The organism is Brumimicrobium salinarum, from assembly GCF_002844555.1.
Lineage (GTDB): Bacteria > Bacteroidota > Bacteroidia > Flavobacteriales_D > Crocinitomicaceae > Brumimicrobium > Brumimicrobium salinarum.
The window spans coordinates 265,465-288,670 of record NZ_PJNI01000002.1 but is presented as its reverse complement, the minus strand read 5'-3'; the positions used below and the strand labels follow the sequence as shown (position 1 = coordinate 288,670).

Genomic DNA, 23,206 nt, shown 5'->3' with positions numbered 1-23,206 from the left:
AAAAAAATGAACACCGAAGTGTTCATTTAAAAAAATCTATATGCTTTTTATGCGCTATTGATCCAGTAAATCTGAATCTTCAGTTACAGCGTTTTTATATTTTGCATCTCCAAAAGCCAACATAGGTAAAAAGATAAATGGAAGGAAAATTATTCCAATTGTATAGCCAACATCTTTACCAAATGCTTTTGATAGGTCATTATAGACAATAATTGAAACGATAATATTTACAATTGGAATCAGCATGAGTATGATCCACCAAATAGGACGTCCAACAATTTCCAATAATACAACAATGTTATAAATAGGGATTATTGCTGCCCAACCAGGCTTTCCAGCTTTTGAATAGATTGTCCATAATGATGCAATCATCAAAACAATGATGCCTAAATAAAGTAAAATTCCAATAATTTGTGCTAAACTTTCCATAATAAATAGTATGTTTTTAAATTTCCCTACTCATGTGGCTTTTCGGATACGCCCTGTTTTTAAAGTGAGGCTTGTCTTCACTATTTTCAAAAATAATAATTTAATTATATTATTAACACTTAATTTTACGTAAATCTATTTTTTTTGGGTATTTAATTTTATTGTAAATAACTAAAAGTAAGTGATCAATACGATTTCGGTGCAAGTTTTATACAGTTGATTACATAGCTTATATGGTTAATAAAAATAGGAGGAAAGTAAATCCTCCTATTCAATAATGTTATTCTTCAGTAAACTTATCAATTACTTCTTGTGTTACTCCTGTAGAACTAAATCCACCATCGTGGAAGAGGTTTTGCATGGTAACGTATTTTGTGTAATCTGAAAACATGGTAACACAATAATCTGCACAAGCCTCAGCACTGGCATTTCCTAACGGACTCATTTTGTCACTAAAAGAAACAAATTCATCAAAACCTTTGATTCCTTCTCCAGCTGTTGTTGGAGTAGGGGATTGCGATATCGTATTGATACGCACTTTATTTTTAATTCCATAATGGTAACCAAAACTTCGAGAAATAGATTCAAGTAATGATTTTGCATCAGCCATATCGTTATAATCTGGGAAAATTCGTTGAGCTGCAATATACGTTAATGCTAAAACAGATCCCCATTCACTAATTGCATCTTTTTTCATTGAAATAGATAGAATTTTATGTAAAGACGTTGCTGAGATATCTAAACTTTGACTATAAAACTTATAATTTAAGTCAGTATAATGTTTGCCTTTTCTAACATTTGGTGACATTCCAATTGAATGAAGTACAAAATCAATTTTTCCTCCAAGAATTTCCATCGATTGATCGATTAAATTAGAGATGTCTTCGTCACTTGTAGCATCAGCCGGAATAATTTCACTGTTTGTTTTATCTGCTAATTCTTGTATTTGCCCCATGCGCATTGCAATAGGAGCATTCGTTAAAACAAATTTTGCTCCTTCAGCGTGTGCAAGTTCGGCTACCTTCCATGCGATTGACTTGTCATTCAATGCACCAAAAATAATTCCTCGTTTTCCTTTTAATAAATTGTTCGCCATTTTATATTTCTTTAATTACAAAAATAGAAAACTTCTTGAATCTTTAAAGCCAATAAAAACAAATAGGAAAAAGTTGACATTGAATTAAACCAATTCTTTATATTCGTGTTATAGGTGTTGAAAAGAATTTTTCAATGAATTCATATTTGATAAATTAATAAACGATATGTCTGAAAATAAAAAAGACAAGAAAAATAATAACGAAGATTTTATTAATCCAATTGATCCAGATCATATTACGGAAAATCCGCATAACTTGCCGTATCCGCATACACAGGGAAGCGCTCTGGTGAAACCAGAAGACGAAGGAAGATTAAAGGGAAGGGCTCTAAATGCCATGGAACACCAAACGGATATGCAACTCAAGCAGCTTTACGATCAAATGAATCTATTGGCAGAACAAGCAAAGGGATTACAAGATAGAAAAGTTATTTCTGAAAAAATTTATAATGCCGAAATGCGATTTGAGCCTTTGATTAATCATATTTATCATTTGTATCAAAAAGAGAATAAAACGTATCTTCTTTCTTTAATTGCTCCTGACCAGTGGGGAAGATCAAAAAAACGTTTTGAATTTGTAGCTACTGTCCAATTGCTTGCAGATCATACATGGGACATTCTTGAAAAATCTAAGGATATTGAGTTGTAAAGTGCAACTTGTATTTGCGAATTATATATAACATTTAGTATTCAATATTTATCACATGATTTTAACCATTGAAAATATTCTGTTAATTGGTTCTTTGCTTTTATTTATAAGTATTATTATAGGTAAAACTTCTTCTCGTTTTGGTGTGCCTACCTTGCTTCTTTTTCTCACAATTGGAATGATGGCAGGTTCTGACGGAATAGCAGGAATTAAGTTCAACGATCCGCAAATTGCTCAGTTTATAGGAATTGTTTCACTCAACTTTATTTTATTTTCGGGTGGATTAGATACCAATTGGAAAACAGTAAAACCAATTCTTAAAGAAGGAATAGCACTTTCAACTCTTGGCGTTTTCCTTACTGCAATGTCACTCGGACTATTTGTTTTTTGGTTAACAGATTTCACCATTTACGAGAGTTTACTTTTAGGTTCTATTGTTTCCTCAACTGATGCCGCAGCAGTTTTTTCTATTTTAAGATCGAAAGATATTGCACTAAAAACAAACTTACGTCCAACTTTAGAGTTAGAAAGTGGAAGTAACGACCCAATGGCCTATGTTTTGGTCATTTCATTTTTGACTTTAGTTATTAACCAAGACCAAAGTTTTGTTTCTATTATCCCCATGTTTCTGCTGCAAATGTCCTTGGGTGCAATTGCAGGTTTTGCTTTTGGAAGAATAAGTAAGTATTTGATCAACAACATTAAACTAGGCTTTGAAGGACTTTATCCTGTCTTGGTAATCGCCTTAATGTTCATTACCTTTTCAGCAACGGATTCACTAGGTGGAAATGGTTTCTTAGCGATTTACATTTGTGCGGTTTATCTTGGAAATCAAGATTTAATTCACAAAAAGACCATTCTTAAAATGTATGATGGTTTGGCGTGGTTAATGCAAATTATCTTGTTCTTAACGCTCGGATTATTAGTGTTTCCGTCACAAGTAATGCCTTTCATGGGGATAGGACTATTAATTTCACTTTTCCTTATTTTTATTGCTCGTCCTTTAGCTGTTTTCATCAGTTTGATTCCTTTCAAAATGAAGATGAAACGAAGGTTTTATATTTCATGGGTTGGACTTCGTGGTGCTGTACCTATCGTATTTGCAACCTATCCTTTAATTGCAGGAATCGATAAAGCAAATATGATGTTTAACATCGTTTTCTTTTTTTCTGTAACTTCTGTTTTGTTGCAAGGTACAACCTTAGGAATATTCGCTAAATGGTTAAAAGTAGTAAAAACCGATGGACAGAAAATTGTAACAGAGTACGACAGGTTCATTACCAACTCACCAAAAGCAATTATGCAAGAAGTGCATGTTACAGAAAACTGTATTGCAATTGGAAATAAGGTGGTAAAACTAGGTTTACCTAAATCTGCTGTCATCGCGTTAATTAAAAGAAACGAACATTTTATCACCCCCGATGGCTCAACAATTATAGAACCTAACGATGTGCTCGTTGTGCTTTCTGATGATTTAGAAGGATTTGACCAAGTATTAGGCTGTTTGGAAACAAAAGTAATTAGTCAGCCAGAAGAAAATAATTAAGCACAAAGCTTATAAACATCGTATCTGAGCATTTGCTTTCTTTATCCTTTTAGGAAGAATCCACCGCACTCATAGAACTGAGGGGAATTGTTAATCATCACCCTTCCATTATCAATTAAATTCCTTACATTTGGGACACTAAATTTTCAATATGTCAGACGATAAAAAAGTTATATTTTCCATGATGGGAGTGAGTAAATCTACTCCAGCAGGAAAACAAATTATAAAAGATATTTCACTGTCTTTTTATTACGGTGCTAAAATTGGAATTATCGGATTAAATGGATCTGGTAAATCTACAGTAATGAAAATCATTGCTGGATTAGATAAATCTTTTATTGGAGATTTGTCAATTTCTGATGGATATACTGTTGGTTATTTACCTCAGGAACCAGAGCTTGACCCGACGAAAACGGTAAAAGAAATCGTAATGGAAGGTGTTCAAGAAACTGTAGATATCCTTAAAGAATATGAGGAAATCAACAATTCTTTCATGGACGAAGAAGTAATGAATGATCCAGATAAAATGGAAAAACTCATTACAAGACAAGGCCAAGTACAAGACCAAATCGATGCAGTAGATGCATGGGAATTGGATGCACAACTAGATAGAGCAATGGATGCTTTAAGATGTCCGCCAGACGATCAATCTGTTGAGCATTTGTCAGGTGGTGAACGCCGTAGAGTTGCTTTAACACGATTATTATTACAGAAACCCGATATCTTATTGTTGGATGAGCCAACTAACCACTTGGATGCTGAGTCAATTCATTGGTTAGAGCAGCATTTACAACAATATAAAGGAACTGTAATTGCGGTAACTCACGACCGTTACTTCCTAGACAACGTAGCAGGATGGATTCTTGAATTAGACCGTGGTGAAGGTATTCCATGGAAGGGGAATTACTCTTCTTGGTTGGATCAAAAGTCTAAACGTCTTGCTCAAGAGGAAAAAACGGAGTCGAAGAGAAAGAAAATGCTTGACAGCGAGCTAGAATGGGTTAGAATGAATCCGAAAGGTCGACATGCCAAAAACAAAGCACGTTTGAGTAACTACGACAGATTAATGGCTGAGGATTCAAAGCAAAAAGAACAAAAACTTGAAATTCCTATTCCAAATGGTCCACGTTTAGGAAATAACGTTATTGATGCAATAAATGTGGCCAAATCTTTTGGTGATAAACTGCTTTATGATGATCTTAATTTTAGTTTGCCTCCCAACGGAATTGTAGGTATTGTTGGTCCAAACGGAGCCGGAAAAACAACCATATTCAAAATGATAATGGATGAACTACAACCTGATTCTGGAGAGTTTAAGGTTGGAGAAACTGTTGAAATCGGTTATGTTGATCAAGCGCATGCAGATTTAGATCCTGAAAAATCTATTTATGACGTTGTTTCAGATGGTGCTGAATTGATTGAAATAGGAGGGCAAAAAATCAATGCCAGAGCGTATTTATCAAAGTTTGCTTTTTCAGGTTCAGACCAAAACAAAAAAGTAGGCGTTCTTTCAGGAGGTGAACGAAACCGTTTACATCTTGCCATGACGCTTAAAACAGAAGCGAATGTATTACTTTTAGATGAGCCAACTAACGATATAGATATCAACACACTAAGAGCATTAGAAGAAGGAATAATGAATTTCGCAGGTTGTGTGGTTGTTATTTCTCACGACAGATGGTTCTTGGATAGAATTTGTACTCATATACTCGCATTCGAAGGAGACTCTAAAGTATATTCTTTTGAAGGAAGCTTCTCCGAATACGAAGAAAACAAAAAGAAAAGACTGGGTGATCAAACTCCAAAGCGATTAAAATACAGAAAATTAACAGTGGATTAGAATGAGGGGGCAAGAGTTAAAGTTTAAAAGTAAATAACTTTATTTCTCGAAATCATCATATTAACTGACTAGAAAATAAAATACAAAAAAAATTATGTCAAACGAAGTAAGAGCATTAGAACCAAAAGCGATTTGGGAGAACTTTGCGAATTTAAATGAAGTTCCTAGACCAAGTAAGAAAGAAGAACGCGTGATTCAATTCATGGTTGACTTTGGAAAAAGCTTAGGCCTTGAAACCGCAACAGATAAAATAGGTAATATCATTATTAAAAAACCGGCCACTGCTGGAATGGAGGATCGACAAACGGTAATTCTGCAATCTCATGTGGATATGGTGCATCAAAAAAACAACGATACTGATTTCGACTTTGATAAAGAGGGAATAAAAATGTTTGTTGATGGAGATTGGGTAAAAGCAAAAGGAACAACTTTAGGAGCAGACAACGGTATCGGAGTTTCTTCTATCATGGGACTTTTGGCTAGTTCTGACATTCCGCATCCAGCTTTAGAAGCGATGTTTACCGTAGATGAGGAAACTGGAATGACAGGAGCAAAAGAATTAGACCCTTCTTTTTATGAAGGAACAATTTTATTGAATCTTGATACAGAAGATGATGAAGAAATAAGCATTGGATGTGCAGGTGGAATTGACACCAACACACGATATGAATATGAACAAGTTGAAACAGCATCAGATGTAAGTTCATTTAAGATCGAAATTAAAGGATTAAAAGGTGGACATTCAGGAATGGATATTGATTCTGGTAGAGCCAATGCCAATAAATTGATGGGACGTTTCTTAATTGAATTCGGCGGTGATTTATACTTACACGAAATTGAAGGAGGTGGATTAAGAAATGCTATTCCTAGAGAAGCTGTGGCCTTTATCTCTGTTCCTACAGCAAAAGAGAATGATTTTGAAGCTTATCTCAAAGAATGTGAATCTACTTTTATTAGTGAATATACTCCTGTTGAAACGGGAATCGAAATCCTATGTTCCACAGTAGATACACCTTCAAAAATGGTGGCGCAACATGATAAAAACGCAATGTTACGTGCAATAAACGCTGTACATAACGGTGTTTTTAAAATGAGTTTAAATTTCGATAATCTCGTAGAAACATCAAGTTCTCTTGCACAGGTAATCATTAAAGACGGTGTTTTTGAAAGTAAGTCACTTCAAAGAAGTAGTGTTGAATCTACAAAAGCGGATATCGCGAGAACCATTCGTTCTGTATTCGATTTATTAGGTGCAGATGTGGAACAAACGGGAGATTATCCTGGATGGGAGCCAAATCCAGATTCTGCGATTCTAAAAACAATGCGAGAAATGTATGAAAAACGTTTCAACAAAAAGCCTAATGTAATGGCATGTCACGCTGGATTAGAATGTGGTATTTTAGGAACTCACCTACCTGGAGTAGACATGATTTCATTCGGACCAAATATTCGTCATCCACATTCACCTGACGAAAAAGTTCAAATTAGTTCAGTGCAAAAGTTTTGGGATTTTCTTCTTGAAATCCTAAAAGAAACACCGAAAAAATAATTGAATCCTTACGATGATAGGAAATCAGCAAGAATTAATAGATTTAGCCAATATGAAAATGCCCTTTGGAAAATTCAAAGGGCGTTTTCTGGTTGAAATCCCAGAAACTTACTACGTATGGTACCGATCAAAAGGATTCCCAAAAGGAAAATTGGGCAGTCAAATGCAATTGATGTATGAAATTAAAGTCAATGGCTTAGAGGGTTTAATACGACCTTTGATTAGAAAGTAAGGTTCTTATTTTAATTGAGTAGTTGATTATCCTGTTTTTTTTTTTGGACTAATGCAACTTTCTTTTATTTGTAGTCGTCTTTTTTAAGAAAGGTTATTATCTTTTTAATAAAAAATTCAAATTTTTATTTTATTTATAAAAATTAATTAAACTAAACACAATGAAAAAACTATTATGTATTTTGCTACTATCCTTGTTTTTTACAGGATTAAAAGCTCAAGAAGCAATTTATTCAGGATCAGATGATAAGTTAACTTATAAAGTGACGGTCGAGAAATATGCTGATGAAGTAAACGACAGATTTAATGAGTATTATGCCTTGGAAATCACAAACACTTCAGATGAACAACTAACTTTTACTCCTGTGTTCAATTTTCGGATCAATCAAGGTGCAATAAAAAATACTGCATCTCGTGACCAAGACCAGTCTATTACCTTGGCTCCAGGTCAAACCCTTAAAGGTGATTATAAAGAATTGCGGAAATTAGTTTTATTCAAACAGTTTTTAGTGGGAAAGAGCGGTAAAAAAGCTTCGGAAACTATGCAAACATTAGAATCAATATCAATAAACTACTAAACTTTATATTATGAGATTATTATTAACATTTTTATTATTAACATTTTCCTATTGGTCATACTCCCAATGTTCAGTAACCATTGAAACAGTCTCAGACTCTGTTGATTGTGGAGATTGTGTTGATTTGGTTGCAGTAGGTGTAGCCCAAGACACCTTACTGTATGAAGACTTTAACAACGGAACCATTGGTCCTGGATGGTCTTCAACGGCGAGCGTATTGTTTTCTAATCCATGTGGACCAACTCTCGACGGTACACCCGCTGCTTGGTTTGGTGATGTAGTTTTTCCACGTACCCTTATAACTACAGCTTATGATATGACATGTGGAGGAGATATTTGTTTTGACTTGGATTTTGCTGGAGATGATAACAGTACAAGCGATTGTGAAGACCCCGATGAAACAGATGAAGGTGTTCATTTGGATTATTCTATAGATGGCGGATCAACTTGGGTAAATATTTTTTATTTTGAGCCAACAAATAATAAATCTGGTCCCTATTATACTTGGGATAATTATTGTTTTACAATACCCCCAGCCGCTCAAACTACATCTACTATGTTTCGTTGGTCGCAACCAGAGGCTACAGATACTTATAACGATCATTGGGGAATTGATAATGTTACAGTGCTCGGAAACCTTTGTAACACCTATTACTATGATTGGGACGTTGACGGAATAACCGATACTGATACCAGAAACGAATGTATTACTCAAAATGTTCAAAACTATAATGTGATTTTTACCGATGGAGTTTCAGATACTTGTTATGCTGAAATTGATATGTTTGGTGTTATTGATCCTAATTTACCAAATGACACTTCTTTTTGCGGTATTCGAGACACAAATCTTGTATCAAACCCTGTAGGAGGAAGTGGAACGTATGATTTCTTGTGGAACAATGGAGATACAGACAATACAATAGAAAATGTTACGACAGGTATATATTATGTTGATATTGTAGATGGAACTTATCCTGGTTGTACGGCAAGTGACACAATAGATTTTGGAATGCATCCTATTCCAAATGCTAATTTTGTTGCTGATCCTTTATGTCAAGGTGTACCTACGAACTTTATAGATTCAACGGAACTTCCGCCTGGTTTTGATGTGGATTCTTGGTATTGGAACTTTGATAATCAAGGAGCAACATCAACAGAGGAAAATCCAAGTTTTGAGTTTTCTGGTGTTGGTTTTTATGATGTTTCACTTTCTGTTGAAACAATCTATGGATGTGTCGATGATACTACTATAAATATTTTTGTTGAGCCTTCTCCTTATGCATTATTTGATTTTGATAATCCTTGTGAAGGGGAGGAAGTAACTTTTACAAATGAATCTCTAGGGAATTTTGAAAATTCTCGATGGATTTTTGAAAACGATCCAGATACTATTTACTCTACTGATGCTACCTACACTTTTGATGGTTCTGGAAATTATGATGTAACCTTAATTGTAGACGGTGTAAATGTTGAATGTAATGGCGAAATAACACAAACAGTCAATATTAATCCTGCTCCAGATGTATCATTTACGGCTAATCCAATGATTGGAGAACCTGTTCTTGACGTTACTTTCTACCAAGATGCCTCTAATTTAGTAGATAATTTTTGGGACTTTGCAGATGGAAATACAAGCAATGCTTTAAATGATACGCTTTATAATTCTTTCTTAGAAGCTGGTTCTTATGATGTTGTGCATACGGGAACAGATGCAAATGGATGTTCAAATACATTTACGCAAACTATTCTTGTTGAATTTCCAGATGTTGTATTAGAGATTCCTAACATTGTAACACCAAATGGAGATAATGTAAATGATGGGTTTTATATCACATACCTTTCTGCTTTTGAAACAATAACGGATTTTGAAATTGTCATTTTAAATAGATGGGGGAATGTAATTCAAACTTTTGATGATCCTAACTTTGTATGGGATGGAAAAAATAAAGCAGGCAATCCAGTAAGTGATGGTACGTTCTTTTATAAGCTGAATTTTGAAACGCTAAAAGGTGCTTCAATTCAAAAGCATGGTTTTGTACAAGTGGTTAACGAATAAACTTTTTTAATAATTAAATTAAAAGGCGACGAATTGTCGCCTTTTTTTATGAAATAGTATTTTCTGTTATTTCTATTAAGTTTCCGCATTCAAAATGACCCAAAGGACACGCTTTTTTACCATGAAAGCCGCATGGGCGACAAGAGAGAGATTTCGATATTTCAATTACCTTAGAATCTTCAGCGAGCGGACCAAAACCAAAACTTGGAACAGTTGAGCAAAAAAAGCTCGGGTAGGAGCATTCATAGCGGATGCGATATGAAGTGGACCAGAATCATTTACATAATTCATTTTTGCATCTTTCATCAAAGCAGCACTTTGTAATAAACTAAGCTTACCAGCCAAATTGATTACATTTCCATTGAATTCGTTTTGTAAAGATTTACATAAATCAAAATCATTTGGACCGCCTAAAAGATATACCTTGCTGTCCTCATTCAATAGAATCTTAATTAATTTAATCCATTGATGAAACGGAAGTTTTTTTGTCTCCCATACAGAAGCAGGAGCTAGACAAAAATAGGTTTTACCTTTATATTTTGAGACCGCTTTAAAGTCAGAAAATGAAGGAAATAGGGAAGGTCTAATTAATGGATGTGCTTGGTGATGTTCAATAAGCCTTAAATTTCGTTCTACTTCATGTGATCCATCTAATAATGAATGAGGAACAGTTTTCGTATACATGCGTGAAAATGCATTTTTATCAAATCCTATTTTTCGTTTTGACTTTGCAAAAAATGTCATTAAACCAGCATTGGTAAATCGTTGTAAAGTAAAAACCTCCGTATAAGTTTGTTTACGAATCGATTTTATGGTTTCAAATAAACTTTTGTATTTGCCTTTTGTTTTATTCCAAACAAATACGTTTCCTATCATTGGATTGTTGTTCAACAAAGATTCATTTCCTTTTCGAACTACAATATCAATCATAGCTTCCGGATATATTCTTTTTAATTCAGATATAACAGGAGTAGCCAAAATCACATCGCCTAAAAATGCAGTTTGTATGATTAAAAATCTTTGCATATGCCAAATATACAAAACTCTATTTCAGCATTATCATTTACCTAGCAATTTAAGTGATGAAACGGTGTATATTACAAGGCTTATAAATTATCTTTTAAGCATATTATTATGAGCGCTAAAGCGTTAATCAAAAATGAAATAAAGCTTGCTGTTTTTGCTAAATTATATTGTGTTTTATTGAATTGGTATCCATTCCAACTATAATTTATTACAAAACCGTGAGGTAAAGCCATAAAATTTATTATCTTTTGCTTGGTAGATTGCAAGTCCTGACAGAATAACATGATAGAATGTCAATTTTACGTATTGATCTGTTAAACAGGTTTTTGCTTGTTAAAAATGTAAGGAGATTTACAATATATAAACTATTTTATATGTAAAATAAGTTTAGAACAGTTGTTGCATATTATTAATTAAACTTAATAAAAAATAAATTAATGAAAGTACTAGTAATAGGAGGTGGAAACATGGGGTTGACCTACTCAGAAGGGATGTCAAAATCTCCATTATTGAACAGAAGAAAGTTGATGATTCAAGATTTAAGCCCTGAGACGCAAGAGAAATTAAGAGAAAATCCTGAATTTGAAGTGTTCGATAAATTAGAAGATTGTCTTCCATCGGCCGATATTATATTTATTGCCGTTAAACCTTATCACTGTGTCGAATTATTTGAAAAAATGAAAAGCATGGTAAGTGACCAACAAGTTTTTGTGTCTTTAATGGCTGGAGTAACAATCGACTTTATAAAAGATCATTTAGGTGTTCCAAAAGTTGTACGAACAATGCCAAATTTACCTGCAAAAGTTGGATTAGGCGTTACTTCATTTACGGAGTCAGAAGCTGTATCTAGGGTAGAACTGTTAATGGTTCGAAATTTATTAGATACGACAGGCGAGTCTATTCATGTAGAAACAGAGAAATTTATTGATAAATCAACAGGGATATCAGGTAGTGGACCTGCTTACGTTTTTTATTTTATGAATTCAATGCTGGAAGCTGCAAAAAAATGGGCTTTTCAGATAATGATTCTAAAGTTTTAGTAAGTGCAACATTTGAAGGGGCGGTTAAATTATTTAATGAATCGAATATTTCACCACAAAAATGGATGGATAGAGTTGCTTCTAAAGGAGGAACAACGCAAGCAGCTTTAGATTCGATGGAGGATAACAATGTGAAGGAGTTAATAAAAGATGCGGCTTATGCAGCATTTAATAGAGCTGTCGAATTAGGGAAGGATCCAGAATAAAAATAGAATATCAAATAAACAATATATTAACCAATACAAATTAAGTTTTGCAAAAATTCAAGAAAAGAGTAGTTATTAAAGTAGGAACGAATGTAATGACCAACAAAAACAATAGAATTGTTGGTCCAATACTAAAAAATTTAGTTCGCCAAATAGCCTACCTATACGAGAGAGATATCATTACCATCCTAGTATCATCAGGATCTGCAATTGCAGGTAAAGAAGTGTTAGGGGACTGTTCGGCTGTAGATCCTACTACCAGAAGACAAGTTTTTTCATCGGTGGGACAACCACGTTTAATGAGACATTATTACTCAATGTTTCATGATTTTGGGATGCGTTGTGCTCAGGTTTTGGCGACAAAACGTGATTTTGCTCCGGGTGAGTATCGTGATAATATGATTAATTGTTATGAAGCTTTATTGTACGAGGGAATTGTTCCAATTGCCAACGAAGATGATGCAGTTTCTCTAACAATGTCAATGTTTTCCGATAATGACGAATTGGCAAGTCTAGTTGCAGAGCTTGTTGATGCGGATATGATGATCATGTTAACAGACATTGACGGACTTTATACAGGACATCCTGAAGCAAACGATTCTGAATTGTTACATCAAGTTAAAGGAGATGAAAACGTTGAGCAATACGTTCAAGAAAATGAAAAAGGTGAAGGTGAAGGTCGTGGAGGCATGGAGTCTAAATTAAAGATAGCGAAATCGACTGCCAAAAAAGAAATACCGACATTCATAGCAAATGGGAAGGAAGAAGATATTATTATTGATATAGTCAATGGTAAAAAGGTAGGAACCAAGTTCACCCAAGAATAAATTTATCTTCAAAACAAATTTTTACAATAAAAAATACAACAAATATGAAATTCTTAAAATCAGACAAGAAAAATCAAGTTTTACAATCAATGATGGATATTATTGATAGTAAAAGATCAGAAATATTAGCAGAAAATAAAAAAGATTTAGATGCATTTGAAAGAGATGATCAAGCACTTTATGACCGATTAGTTGTAAATGATGAGAAGATCGACGGAATGATTCAAGCGATCAAAGAGGTTAAAGGTCAAGAAGACCCTGTAGGTAGAAAAATCTCTGATATAAAATTGAAAAATGGATTAGAAATAATTAATAAAACTGATCCATTTGGGACGATTATGATTATTTATGAATCACGACCAGATGTTACTATTGAAGCTGCTGTTTTAGCTTTTAAAGCAAATAATAAAATACTTTTAAAGGGTGGGCGAGAGGCCTACAATTCCAACAAAGTTCTTGTTAAATGCTGGCATGAAGCATTAGCTGAAAATAATTTAGATGAAAATTGGATTAAAATGTTGGAAATGAACAGGGATGAAACGCAAGAATTCCTAAGAAATCCAACCGAAAAGCTTGACTTAATTGTACCAAGAGGTGGAGAACGGCTTATTGATTTTGTAAAACAACACGCCAAATGTGCTGTACTCATCTCAGGTCGTGGTAACAATTTTATGTATGTATCACCACAAGCTGATTGGGACAAAACGATGAAAGTCCTACTCAATGCGAAAACAGATAAAACATCTGCATGTAATGCATTAGATAATGTCTTAATTGATAAAAATATTCCATCATACGACGCTAAATTAAAAGATTTAGAAAAGACACTTGAAAAAGAAGGGGTAGAAATTATTGTTGATGAGGCAACCCAAAAAGTACTCACTGGAAAAAACAAAATTGAAAGTAAAGATGTGTGGAAAGAAGAGTTTTTGGCAATGAAAATTCTTATAGGAACTGTGGATTCAATGGATAATGCAATTCAGCTTATTAATGAAAACTCAGGAAAACACTCTTGTATAATTATGACTGAGGATAGAAATGAAGCGATGACTTTCATGGAACAAATTGATAGTGCTGCAGTATATCAAAATGCTTCATCACGTTTTACTGATGGTGGAGCCATGGGAGTTGGTGCAGAATTGGCAATAAGTACAGATAAACTTCATCATAGAGGACCATTAGGTTTAAAACAATTGACAACAAACAAATATTATGTTTTTGGAGATGGACAAATAAGATAGGTGACTAGAAATCTACGAAAGGAAAATTAGTTAAACGGTTCCTGAATTGATAGATTAGATTTGATAAAGTTGTCAATCTAAAGTAATTCAATTTAGGAACCGTTTTGTTTTATTAAACCATTCTCCTGTTTTGGTAAGAAAAATTAAACACGGCATTCACCATGGTGAAAGTGGTGTTTTAGCTTAATAAAACAACCATTCGTTCAAAAGGCTGTTTTTTGAAATATTTAGGATAAATCTATAAATGATTTAATAAACATGTTGTTGTTTCAATTATTAAATATATATTTGAGCTGCATGAGATAAAAAAAGTGATGAAAAACAAGGTTGAATTTGACAGTCCAGTAGCGCACATTATAAAAGATGAGCGTGGATTTTTTTTATTTACTTTAAAAGATACGACATCTGTATATGATTTAGAGGAGACGCGTCAACAATTTGATTTTTTCATAAATAACAGTAATGGTAAACCGTACAAAGTTCTAATGGACGCTACTGGAAGCTTCACTTTTCCAACAGAAGAAGCTTTTGAATATTTTTTTGAGCATAATAAGGAGGTTAATAAAACGGCAATCGTTGTCACTAGTTTACCTATGCAGCTTTTAATGGGGCATATGTTAAAGCATGAAAGAACCACAAATACAAAACTTTTTAAATCACGTGATGAAGCTGTTGAATGGCTTACTTCAAGTCTTCTATAGTTTGGATAATAGTTCTGCTAATGATTTAACGTTTTGTTGTTCGCGCGTTAAAATAACTTTTGCTCCTTCGTAAAATACACTTCTTTCTTTGATCTTATCTTCAATAAACGCTGATAATTCACTATCACTTAATGCTTGAATTAAGGGCCTAGATTGCTTTACATTTCTTAATCTTTGAAACAACTCTTTTGTAGGTCGCTTCAAATAAAATGTAAGACCATTATCATTCATTAGCTTCATATTGTTGTTGTGGCAGGGTAAACCACCTCCCACAGAAATGATACTGTTTTGTTTCTTCTTGATTAATTGATTTAACAATAAAGATTCTTGCGTTCTAAAAAATAATTCTCCGTGTTCCGAAAAAATCTGAGGTATAGACATATTCCATGTCTTTTCTATTTCTTTGTCTGTATCTATAAATTCACGATTTAATCTGTTAGCTAGTTTTTTGGCTAAGGTTGTTTTTCCTGCCCCCATAAAACCAATGAAGAATATATTTTTTGCGTCCATGTTTCCAAAATTATCTATTTTATCATAGAATTTTAAGATTACTTTGAAAAAATAGAATTAAGCAGTTTTCTAATGTGTAAATAATTAAATAAAAGTAAATTTTATTAAAGAATGTTTGATCAATATAAACACAAGCGAGTTATAGACACTACTGTCTTAGTTAAACCAAATATTAAAAAAAACAGTTTTGTAATCACTTTAAAACTAATCACTTTAAAATTTTACAAAAAAAAATATTAAAAAAATGTGTTTACCCCTTGTCAATCTAAATTATGACGCTATATTTGCACCCGCAATCACACACAAAAACAACGGTTTTTTTAGATTGTTAGCGAATGATTCCGTAGCTCAGTTGGTAGAGCACCTCCCTTTTAAGGAGGTGGTCCTGGGTTCGAGCCCCAGCGGGATCACATTGAAATATACAAAACATGTCTTAAGAAGTTGAAAGACTCTTTATGCGCATTTTATGAATTTAAAACTAAATTCGATTCCGTAGCTCAGTTGGTAGAGCACCTCCCTTTTAAGGAGGTGGTCCTGGGTTCGAGCCCCAGCGGGATCACATTGAAATATACAAAACATGTCTTAAGAAGTTGAAAGACTCTTTATGCGCATTTTATGAATTTAAAACTAAATTCGATTCCGTAGCTCAGTTGGTAGAGCACCTCCCTTTTAAGGAGGTGGTCCTGGGTTCGAGCCCCAGCGGGATCACTAAAAGCCTCCCCCGAACTCTCGGTGGGAGGCTTTTTTTGTTATATAGCATCAAATGTAATGGAAAACCGGATCAGTCTCAAAAGTTGGGGAGGGATTAAAATAAATTTTATTTTTTTACCGTAAAATTCCCCTAATGGAAAACTATATTGATTTATTAAAGTTGATTTTACCTGAGATGATTGTTGAGCACTTTGATTTAGATAAATCTGAGCAAAACTCTGAAAATATTAGAGCCTTATTTTGAGAAAAAGAAAACACAACCTCAAGAGTTTTCTGATCGGTCATTAGAGTATCCAAAGGGTTTCACAAAGAAATTATCATACAAGATTTTCTCTCTAAGAGAAAGTTCGTTTTTCTTCATGTAAACACCTTAGATGGACTGATACGAATAGTGGTGAGATAATTCAACGTGATTGGAATGTGGTTACTAAGGGAAAGAGAATGACTGAGTAATTCCGTCTTTTTTAAAAGAAATTAATCAATACTAAAGTAATTGACTGTAACACCATTGGTGATTTCTTTGGTGTTTCTGGTAAAAAGCTGTTTACTACTTAAGTCAATAATTAAGGTTGATTTATAACTATAACACCGAAAAAGGCATAGTACTGACCAAGCTAGCTCACTGGTATGAAGGTGTAGAAAGTCAGGTTTAAGAGTTTTAATACGATAGTGAATACTTTTCAGTTAAATTACACAACAATTGTAAACTACTTTGGATACAGAAGTGCAAAAGCAGCTGTTGAGTCTTTTAATGATAAAATTAAAGCCTTTAGATCACAGTTTAGTGGAGTTCGAAATGTGGAATATTTTATATTTAGATAGATTAATATTTATACCTAATCCCCAATAATTAGTCTTGATCTTATATTTGAATGTATTGGTGGATGGAAACTTAATATATGTGTATAAAAACGCGAGAGGGAATGAACAGGCGTCCTTTCCCTCTCGCTAATCAACCTAACCTAACCACCTAAATCAGTGTAAAGGTACTTAAATATCTTTGATAAACAAGCGTGTAAATTAAAAAAAATGTTAAAATTTTATTTTTAATATTATTTATATATAAAGCTTGAGTATATTAATTTGATTTACAAATGGTTATGTCGATGCTGAAAAAGTGTATCAATTCAATTAAATATGCTTATTCTTCACATAAAAATATTTTTAGTAGTATTATCTTTGATTTTGAAATAAATGCTTGATAAATCCACCTTATCAAGACAATATTAAATATATATTTTTGGATATTCGTGGCGTTAGCTGATTTGGCAAACTCAATGCATCACAACAAAGTTAATATTATAGGGTTATGTGTAAATGTCTCGTTTTATCTATACCATAATTAAAAGAAAAACCAAAATTCTTTATCGTGGAATAAGATAATTTCTAGCCAATGGACCTTGATTCAATAACAAATCAATAATGGAAAGGTTAGGAGAGAAGGGAAGCTTATCTGAAAATACCTGAATATACCGTTTTTGTTCGATCGCATAAGTTTTTTGATCTAGTTTTATCCTAGGATCTTCACGATTTTCAGGTTGTATGTATTGATTTGAAAATGAAACTTCAACATCAAGGTCTAACCAAATTAATAGTTGTTTCAGTATTTCATGGTTAAACGTATATAAAAATTTTTCTTTTTGCTCTATGAGGTTTTTTAGCTGTGGACCGTAATAAAAAAAATATGGTGCATGCTTATAACTACTTTCAATTGCTTTCCAATGGTCTTTTCTCCAACCAGGATCGGTTGAAACTTCAATTTCAGAAACCAAAGATTGACTACCATTAGGACGAATAACAGGAACGCTGAGGTACATGGGCCCGTTGCTTTCTAAAATTTGCGTTCTACTTCTCCATGATTGTTTTTTATAGTGCTCATGAATGTCTATAGTTATTGCAGTTTGCCGAGCTATAGATTGAAAGTAGGGGATAGTCCCAAAGTAATTGGTTGAATAAAACATTATTTTATCCCTGTAAATAAACGATTCCATCTAACTCCTCCATTCGGATCTTTGGAATACCAAACCATTGATGCTTTACCCACAATGTGATCTTCGGGAACAAACCCCCAGACTCTTGAATCAGCAGAATTATATCGATTGTCTCCCATCATCCAGTAGTAATTCATTTCAAAGGTGTATGTAGATGTTTTTTTACCATCAATGTAATACGCACCGTCTTTTTCTTCAAAATCATGTAATTCATAAGCAGTAATTACACGTTCATACCATGCAACGTTGTGCGGTGTTAATTCAATTGTTACGCCTTTTTTTGGCACCCAAAAAGATTCAAAATTGGCTACAGTATTGTTGTGATTAAATGATTTTGGATAATAATTTAAGTTATTTACTTTTTCTGATGCGGATTGTTGTTTTACATTTTTTCGTTGTGGATTAACCAATTCAAATATTGCGTCAGGATAATCTTTTTTTAGCATATCTAATTCAGATGCTGTCAAGTTCATAACTTGACCATTATTATAATAATCTCGATTGATTTCTAAACCATATTTAGCTTTCATAACGCGAGGCGATGGTATATTGATGTTTTTAACTCTGAATTGTAGGTTTTGATATTCAAAAATAGGCGCTTTTTTTCCATTTACATAAACTTGCGCATCTCTTATTTCTATAGAATCTCCTGCAATTCCGATACAGCGTTTAATGTAGTTTTCACGCTTATCCACTGGTCGATAGACTACTCCATAATGATCAATCATTCTTCCTTCTCCATTTGAAAAAGTGCGTTTGTTGACTGCAATTTCATGTCGAGCTTTATTCTTCCAAAAATCAATATTGTCAATAAACTCACCGTAAATTCCTTCTATCTTTTTCTGTAAATTGCGGTCTAACTTTTGAGCTTCTAATTGCATAACACTATCCAATACTTGTCCATTATATTGGGTGGACAGTTTTTTTCTTCGCTCTTGAAGAAGTGCATTACTGTTAGGTATTTTATTACGATCTATCGATTCTTCAAATAGTCTTCGGGCTTCGCTATTCACGATTCCATGATAATCGTGTCCCATAAGTCCATTTGGCATTCTTGGGTCATAAACAGCGGTATCTCCAGAAGGATAGTTAAATACCACAACATCATAATTTTGAACATCAGTCCAACCTGGAAGACGTGTATATTCTAATTTTTCTATTTGTGTATAAGATTTAACATTTATCCAAGGTATTGTATTATGAACTAAAGGGAAAGATAGTGGAGTTACAGGAACTTTAGAACCATAAGCAACTTTGTTCACAACTAAAAAATCTCCCACTAATAATGTTTTCTCCATTGATCCTGTTGGAATTTGAAATGGCTCAAAAACATAGGTTCTGATTGCACTGGCAGCAATTAAAGCAAATAGAATACTATCACCCCATTCTTTAATTATGGTTTTTCTTCCTTTCTTTTTCTTTTGAAGGGCTCCGAGTGTAAGAGCTACTAGGTGTCCAATGATTGGTAGTGTCAAAAATAAAACCAAATGGTCTCCATTTTTTCTTCTTTCAATGTCTTTTTGATTTTCCCAATCGGTTGTAAACTCAGGTTTTATGTTTTCATCGTTTGCGATTTTCGACATAATGATAAATGGAAAGAAAATCCCTTGTAACGTATCCCATAAGGAGAAAAATCCGTGTTTACGAATATAACTTACGTTAAAAATCATCCACATGATGATATGAATTCCTGGTATAATCATCAATAGTGCCCACCACGCTTGTTGACCTGCTATTTTTGAAGCAATTGCATAGTTGTAACCCGGTATAAATGCTTCCCAAGATTTACGTCCTGCTTTTGGAAAGCTCTTCCACCACATCGCGATGTACGGATAAAACAAGAAAAATAAGTAAAAATATAATGCAGACATTTTGTTAAAATTTTATGAAAGATCAAGCACGTCTTTCATGGTAAATATTCCTTTTTTATTTTTGATCCATTCTGCAGCAATGACTGCGCCTAAGGCAAAACCCTTGCGGTTATGCGCTTCATGCTTAATGGAAATTGTATCTATTGTTGAAGAGTAGGTGAGGGTATGTGTTCCTTTTACATCCGCTTTTCGAATCGCTTCAATAGGTAACGGATGAGGGTCGTTTGATTCTCTTTGTGATAGTTTTTCACTTTGCGGACAAATCCAATCCGTATACGTAGTGTTGTTTTCAATAATTCCTTTAGCTAAAGTAATTGCCGTTCCACTCGGTGCGTCCTTTTTTTCAGTATGATGTATTTCAGAAATTTCTGCTTTGTAATCTGTGTAGGGTTGCATTAAACGTGCAAGTTGCTCATTGAGTTTAAAAAATAGATTAACGCCTACACTAAAATTTGATGCATGAACTAATGCCCCATTAGTGTTTTTCACTTTATTTTCAATGGCTTTGTAGGCGTCATGCCATCCAGTTGTTCCAATAACTGAAGGGATATTTCTGGATAATAAAAAATTAATATTAGAGATAACACTGTCTGGTGTAGAAAAATCAATGGCTACATCTATGTCTGAAATCAATTCATCACACAATGGACTATGAGCAGTTGCTTTTCCCACAATTTCATGTCCGCGTTCAAGTGCGATGCGTTCAATCTCTTTGCCCATTTTTCCATAACCCACAAGTATAATCTTCATGATCTGAACAATTTTATAATGGTGTAAATTTAAGTATCTCTTTCATACTGTAATTGATTATTAACGAAAATTAAAGCTTAATGCAATTCCTGGCGTTCTAAAATCATGCATGCGTGGTTTAATATTAAAAGTTAAATCATCTGAAACATCAAACTCAACAAAATGTGCTTCTACATGAGCATCTAAAACATTAAGACCGTAAACTGCTATAAAAGCAAAAATCATCAAATCTCTTGAACGTCTTGTGTTTTCAAATAATGTTAAGACTCCCTGTTGATCATATTGTGCATATTTCTGTAAATTAGGAACTTCATTTTTTGCACGGAATTCATATTCTTCTTTAAGTGCTTTTTGTTCTATATGATTTTGAATCGCAAAATATCCAGTGGCTCCGAGACCAGCATAAATTAGTGGAACTTTCCAAAAAGCTTTTTTTTTGCCCTTCGGCATAGCTATATGATTATAAATTTGACCAGCTCCAGGAACAAGTGACAATAATGCTGCTTTTTGAGGTGAGTGCGTAGTATCTTTAACCTTCGTTTCAACTAAATTGTTTTCAATTATCGCTAAGGAATCTCCTGTATTTTGTGCACAGACATAACTACTAAACAGCAATATGAATATCATGTAAAATCGCATGGATTTAATCATTCAGAATTTCTATGATTCGATTCAAATCCACCTCAGAATTAAAATTAATAATTAACTTTCCATTTCCTGTGGGTTGCTTTTTGATTTGCACCTTTGCGGCTACTTTATCCGAAAATTCTTGAGTAAAATCTGATTGTTGTTCCGTAACCACTGGTTTTTCTTCCTTTTTATTCGGTTGTTTTTCTTCAGCGGGATTTTTATCGTCTCTTATCAATTGTTCTAAATCACGAACTGAAAGTTTTTCCTCAATAACACGATCAAAAAGAGAAATTTGAAAATCACCATCATCAATTCCTACTAAAGCACGTGCATGACCCATTGATATTTCATTTTCTCGAACGGCCAATTGTATTTTAGCGGGTAATTTTAATAATCTTAAATGATTAGTGATTGAGGTTCTGCTTTTAGATATTTGTTGTGCTAACTTTTCTTGGGTTAAATTACACTCTTGAATTAAACGGTGATAGGACAGTGCGACTTCTATTGCATTAAGATCTTGACGTTGTATGTTCTCTACTAGAGCCATTTCTAGCATCGTTTGATCATTTGCAACTCTTATATATGCTGGGATTTCCTTCAAACCAGCTTTTTGTGAGGCCTTAAATCTTCTTTCACCCGAAATAAGTTGGTATTTGTTTCTACCTAATTTCCTTACGGTAATAGGCTGAATAATACCATGCGTAGCAATGGAATCAGTTAATTCTTGCAAAGCATCTTCCTCAAATCTTGTTCGTGGATTAAAAGGGTTGGCTTCTATTGCACTTATAGGTAAAAGAGCCACAGAGCCCAATACCGACGCATCAGATAAATCATCTGACGTGATATCTGTTTGAGAACTTTCCAATAATGCACTTAATCCTTTTCCAAGTGCCGGACGTTTTTTAGAATTAGAGCTCATCTTCTAATGAAATTTTATTGTTTTCTTCTTTTAATTTATTTGCTTCGTGACGTTGAATAATTTCACGTGCTAGGTTAAGATAGTTGATCGCTCCCTTACTCGTAGCATCGTGCATAATGATCGTTGAACCATGTGAAGGAGCTTCCGCTAAGTTCGTATTTCGATGAATGACTGTATCAAAAACTAAATCTTGGAAATGTGTTTTTAATTCCTCAACAACGTGATTAGCAAGTCTTAACCTTGTGTCATATAAAGTGATAAGAATACCCTCTATGTCTAAATCAGTATTGAGTCTACCTTGAATAATCTTTATTGTATTCAAAAGTTTTCCCAGACCTTCTAATGAATAATACTCTGATTGAACTGGAACAATTACAGAATTAGCAGCAGTAAGCGCGTTAACGGTAATCAATCCTAACGAAGGAGAACAGTCTATTAAAATAAAATCGTATTTATCTTTGATTTTATCTAACACCTTTTTCATCAATCCCTCACGACCTGGCATGTTAATCATCTCTAATTCTGCCCCCACTAAATCAATGTGAGATGGTAAAATATCTAAATTAGGGTTTTCTGTCGTTAAGATAACTTCCGAAGGATGAACATCATTAATTAAGCAGTCATAAATATTCTTTGTCTGTGAAGGATCAAATCCAACACCCGATGTAGCGTTTGCTTGTGGGTCTGCATCTACAATCAGCGTTTTATGTTCTAACACACCAAAACTACCTCCTAAATTAACAGCTGTAGTTGTTTTTCCAACCCCGCCTTTCTGATTTGCAATCGCAATTATCTTCCCCATATTTTAT

At 33.7% G+C, this 23,206-nt stretch carries 21 protein-coding genes, 3 tRNA genes and 1 pseudogene; 15 read left to right on the top strand and 10 right to left on the bottom strand.

What is annotated here, in order from left to right:
• Positions 1–54: 54 nt before the first annotated feature.
• Both CW751_RS04310 and CW751_RS04305 read right to left on the bottom strand, forming a co-directional pair.
• Positions 55–429 carry a DUF5684 domain-containing protein gene (locus tag CW751_RS04310; protein WP_101333764.1) on the bottom strand — a complete coding sequence of 125 codons (375 nt, stop codon included), beginning with the start codon at positions 427–429 and terminating at the stop codon, positions 55–57.
• A 280-nt stretch (positions 430–709) separates the two neighbouring features.
• Entirely contained in the window at positions 710–1,525 is an 816-nt protein-coding gene (locus tag CW751_RS04305; protein ID WP_101333763.1) for an enoyl-ACP reductase FabI, read from the bottom strand.
• A gap of 166 nt (positions 1,526–1,691) precedes the next feature.
• Here CW751_RS04305 and CW751_RS04300 point away from each other — a divergent pair, with 166 nt between their 5' ends.
• The 7 genes from CW751_RS04300 to CW751_RS04270 all read left to right on the top strand — a co-directional run bounded on the left by CW751_RS04300 (position 1,692) and on the right by CW751_RS04270 (position 9,974).
• Complete coding sequence (locus CW751_RS04300) at positions 1,692–2,174, top strand: DUF2452 domain-containing protein (RefSeq protein ID WP_101333762.1); 483 nt, start codon at positions 1,692–1,694, stop codon at positions 2,172–2,174.
• 55 nt (positions 2,175–2,229) lie between these two features.
• Positions 2,230–3,720 (top strand): potassium/proton antiporter, encoded by a 1,491-nt coding sequence (locus tag CW751_RS04295; RefSeq protein WP_101333761.1) that lies wholly within the window; start codon positions 2,230–2,232, stop codon positions 3,718–3,720.
• Positions 3,721–3,871: 151 nt separating this feature from the next.
• Complete coding sequence (gene ettA, locus CW751_RS04290; protein ID WP_101333760.1) at positions 3,872–5,560, top strand: energy-dependent translational throttle protein EttA; 1,689 nt, start codon at positions 3,872–3,874, stop codon at positions 5,558–5,560.
• Positions 5,561–5,654: 94 nt separating this feature from the next.
• Complete coding sequence (locus CW751_RS04285; protein WP_101333759.1) at positions 5,655–7,109, top strand: aminoacyl-histidine dipeptidase; 1,455 nt, start codon at positions 5,655–5,657, stop codon at positions 7,107–7,109.
• Positions 7,110–7,122: 13 nt separating this feature from the next.
• Positions 7,123–7,341, top strand: coding sequence for a DUF3820 family protein (locus CW751_RS04280; RefSeq protein ID WP_101333758.1), 219 nt, complete (start codon positions 7,123–7,125; stop codon positions 7,339–7,341).
• Between the two features lie 160 nt (positions 7,342–7,501).
• Positions 7,502–7,918: a hypothetical protein gene (locus CW751_RS04275; RefSeq protein WP_101333757.1), complete on the top strand. Its 417-nt coding sequence runs from the start codon at positions 7,502–7,504 to the stop codon at positions 7,916–7,918.
• 10 nt (positions 7,919–7,928) lie between these two features.
• Positions 7,929–9,974 carry a T9SS type B sorting domain-containing protein gene (locus tag CW751_RS04270; protein WP_101333756.1) on the top strand — a complete coding sequence of 682 codons (2,046 nt, stop codon included), beginning with the start codon at positions 7,929–7,931 and terminating at the stop codon, positions 9,972–9,974.
• Positions 9,975–10,139: 165 nt separating this feature from the next.
• Here CW751_RS04270 and CW751_RS04265 read toward each other — a convergent pair whose 3' ends face one another.
• Complete coding sequence (locus CW751_RS04265) at positions 10,140–11,000, bottom strand: glycosyltransferase family 9 protein (RefSeq protein WP_240612527.1); 861 nt, start codon at positions 10,998–11,000, stop codon at positions 10,140–10,142.
• A gap of 437 nt (positions 11,001–11,437) precedes the next feature.
• On the opposite strand from CW751_RS04265, the pseudogene proC reads away from it, so the two are divergent.
• The 4 genes and pseudogenes from proC (at position 11,438) to CW751_RS04245 (ending at position 15,015) form a co-directional block, all read left to right on the top strand.
• Positions 11,438–12,246, top strand: a pseudogene (gene proC, locus CW751_RS04260) (pyrroline-5-carboxylate reductase).
• A gap of 47 nt (positions 12,247–12,293) precedes the next feature.
• Positions 12,294–13,073, top strand: a complete 780-nt coding sequence (gene proB, locus CW751_RS04255; RefSeq protein ID WP_101333755.1) for a glutamate 5-kinase — start codon at positions 12,294–12,296, stop codon at positions 13,071–13,073.
• 44 nt (positions 13,074–13,117) lie between these two features.
• The gene (locus CW751_RS04250) at positions 13,118–14,314 is read left to right on the top strand and encodes a glutamate-5-semialdehyde dehydrogenase (RefSeq protein WP_101333754.1); all 1,197 of its coding nucleotides are present in this window, start codon (positions 13,118–13,120) and stop codon (positions 14,312–14,314) included.
• A 314-nt stretch (positions 14,315–14,628) separates the two neighbouring features.
• Positions 14,629–15,015, top strand: a complete 387-nt coding sequence (locus CW751_RS04245) for a SpoIIAA family protein (RefSeq protein WP_101333753.1) — start codon at positions 14,629–14,631, stop codon at positions 15,013–15,015.
• Here the strand turns inward: CW751_RS04245 and CW751_RS04240 are convergent.
• The gene (locus CW751_RS04240; protein ID WP_101333752.1) at positions 15,010–15,525 is read right to left on the bottom strand and encodes a shikimate kinase; all 516 of its coding nucleotides are present in this window, start codon (positions 15,523–15,525) and stop codon (positions 15,010–15,012) included. The genes CW751_RS04245 and CW751_RS04240 overlap by 6 nt on opposite strands.
• 337 nt (positions 15,526–15,862) lie before the next feature.
• Between CW751_RS04240 and CW751_RS04235 the strand changes: the two genes are divergently transcribed.
• The 4 genes from CW751_RS04235 to CW751_RS04220 all read left to right on the top strand — a co-directional run bounded on the left by CW751_RS04235 (position 15,863) and on the right by CW751_RS04220 (position 17,058).
• A tRNA-Lys gene (locus CW751_RS04235) sits at positions 15,863–15,935 on the top strand.
• A gap of 76 nt (positions 15,936–16,011) precedes the next feature.
• Positions 16,012–16,084: transfer RNA gene (locus CW751_RS04230), tRNA-Lys, on the top strand.
• 76 nt (positions 16,085–16,160) lie between these two features.
• Positions 16,161–16,233 (top strand) — tRNA-Lys (locus tag CW751_RS04225).
• A gap of 672 nt (positions 16,234–16,905) precedes the next feature.
• On the top strand, positions 16,906–17,058 hold the full coding sequence (locus CW751_RS04220) for a transposase (protein ID WP_240612526.1): 153 nt from the start codon (positions 16,906–16,908) through the stop codon (positions 17,056–17,058).
• 542 nt (positions 17,059–17,600) lie between these two features.
• Here the strand turns inward: CW751_RS04220 and CW751_RS04215 are convergent.
• From CW751_RS04215 to CW751_RS04190, 6 genes are read right to left on the bottom strand one after another with little or no spacing between them, the layout of a single operon-like run.
• Positions 17,601–18,197 carry a WbqC family protein gene (locus CW751_RS04215; RefSeq protein WP_165779216.1) on the bottom strand — a complete coding sequence of 199 codons (597 nt, stop codon included), beginning with the start codon at positions 18,195–18,197 and terminating at the stop codon, positions 17,601–17,603.
• Positions 18,197–20,098, bottom strand: coding sequence for a signal peptidase I (lepB, locus tag CW751_RS04210; protein ID WP_101333751.1), 1,902 nt, complete (start codon positions 20,096–20,098; stop codon positions 18,197–18,199). The genes CW751_RS04215 and lepB overlap by 1 nt, the downstream gene beginning before the upstream one ends.
• Positions 20,099–20,110: 12 nt before the next feature.
• A complete protein-coding gene (dapB, locus tag CW751_RS04205) occupies positions 20,111–20,848 on the bottom strand; it encodes a 4-hydroxy-tetrahydrodipicolinate reductase (RefSeq protein ID WP_101333750.1) in 738 nt (245 codons plus the stop codon).
• Positions 20,849–20,908: 60 nt separating this feature from the next.
• Positions 20,909–21,475, bottom strand: coding sequence for a DUF5683 domain-containing protein (locus CW751_RS04200; RefSeq protein WP_133122120.1), 567 nt, complete (start codon positions 21,473–21,475; stop codon positions 20,909–20,911).
• Between the two features lie 16 nt (positions 21,476–21,491).
• The gene (locus CW751_RS04195) at positions 21,492–22,397 is read right to left on the bottom strand and encodes a ParB/RepB/Spo0J family partition protein (protein WP_101333748.1); all 906 of its coding nucleotides are present in this window, start codon (positions 22,395–22,397) and stop codon (positions 21,492–21,494) included.
• Positions 22,387–23,199, bottom strand: a complete 813-nt coding sequence (locus tag CW751_RS04190) for a ParA family protein (protein ID WP_101333747.1) — start codon at positions 23,197–23,199, stop codon at positions 22,387–22,389. Before CW751_RS04190 ends, CW751_RS04195 begins: the two co-directional genes overlap by 11 nt.
• Positions 23,200–23,206: the final 7 nt, after the last annotated feature.